1 pseudogene is annotated in these 1,442 nt (G+C 39.0%); it reads left to right on the top strand.

Annotation, left to right across the window (positions count from 1 at the left end):
• Positions 1-166: 166 nt before the first annotated feature.
• Positions 167-1,442: pseudogene (locus tag GBH70_RS17945) on the top strand (IS4 family transposase); the annotation flags it as partial.

Raw genomic sequence — 1,442 nt, forward strand, 5'->3', positions numbered from 1 at the left:
TCGCAGTTAGAAATACCACTTAACCATATGATATAGCTAAAATAAGCTAATCTAAAGAATGAATTTGATTTTTTAAAAAGATCTCACAGACATAAAGAAAGACACCCTCTTCTTTGGTAAAATATAGGTGTCCAAACCTAAACCAATAAAGAAAGGTGTCACCTATATGATAACGAAAGAATACCACTTTGCGCAATTGCCAAATGATATAAAACAGGGATTTTCTGAATTAAATGTTGGCTATCATCTGCGAAAAGCCAATATCAAGAAGCTTGCCGGCTATTCTGTTTTTAAACTGATCTTCTTGCTGGTTTTCCAATATAAAAACTGGTTTCGTGCCTTTACGAGTAAAAGACGGCCGATATGCCGGGGAAAGACACTGTCTACGATTTTTAAATGCGCCAACTTATAACTGGAGAAAATTTCTTCTTTCCTTGAGTGGTGAAATCATCGGGTTTATCAAGCCCTTGACATCTAAAAATCGGGTAACGGCTTTCGTTATAGATGATTCTCTCTATTCCCGAAACCGTAGTAAACATGTGGAACTCTTGGCTAAAGTATTTGATCATTCCAACAGAGATTTATGAATGGGTTTCAAATGCTGACGCTCGGCTGGACAGACAGCTTCTCGTTTATACCAGTTGACTTTGCGCTGATGAGCTCTGCCAAAAAAGAAAACCGCAAGCAGGAAATCAATCCTAATCTTGATAAACGGACTTCCGGATACAAACGCCGGCTGGAAGCTATTGAATCCAAGCCGACAGTGGTTTCAAAACTGCTCGATCACGCACTGGAAAAAGGAATTATCGCCGATTACGTTTTAATGGACACATGGTTTACGCAGGCTCCTTTAATCCAGGAAATCACCAGCAAAGGCCTGTATGTGATCGGTATGGTAAAGCAGTTAAATCAGCGATATTTGCTGAATGGCCAGAAATTGACATTGGATCAGCTTTACCAAAAAGCGAAGCCACATATGGATAAAAAAGAGATTCTGTGCTCCGTTCACGTCAGCCTTGATAATGGCATACCGACAAAGATCCTTTTTGTCCGAAACCGCAATAAACGCAGTGAGTGGCTTGCCATTCTTAGCACAGATACCACGTTAAGCAACGAAGAAATTGTGCGTATTTATGGCATGCGTTGGGACATTGAAGTCAGTAAATCGCTTTTAAATCTGGGAAAAGAATTCCAGGGTCGATCTTATGATATGTTAATTAGCCATACAACCATTGTGTTTACCCGTTATATTTTAATTGCCTGGCAATGAGAAAGGAAGAGGGTCCAAAAACAATTGGAAACCTTTTCTACATACTTTGTGAAGATATCAAAGAGATGGATTACTTGACAGCCCTGCAAACACTCATTGATCTATTTCAATCATTAGCCAAAACAAAAACAACACTGGACGCCAATGTCTTTAATAATCAAATGAATAAATG

This window comes from Weizmannia acidilactici, from assembly GCF_008974225.1.
Classification (GTDB): Bacteria; Bacillota; Bacilli; order Bacillales; family Bacillaceae_C; genus Weizmannia; species Weizmannia acidilactici.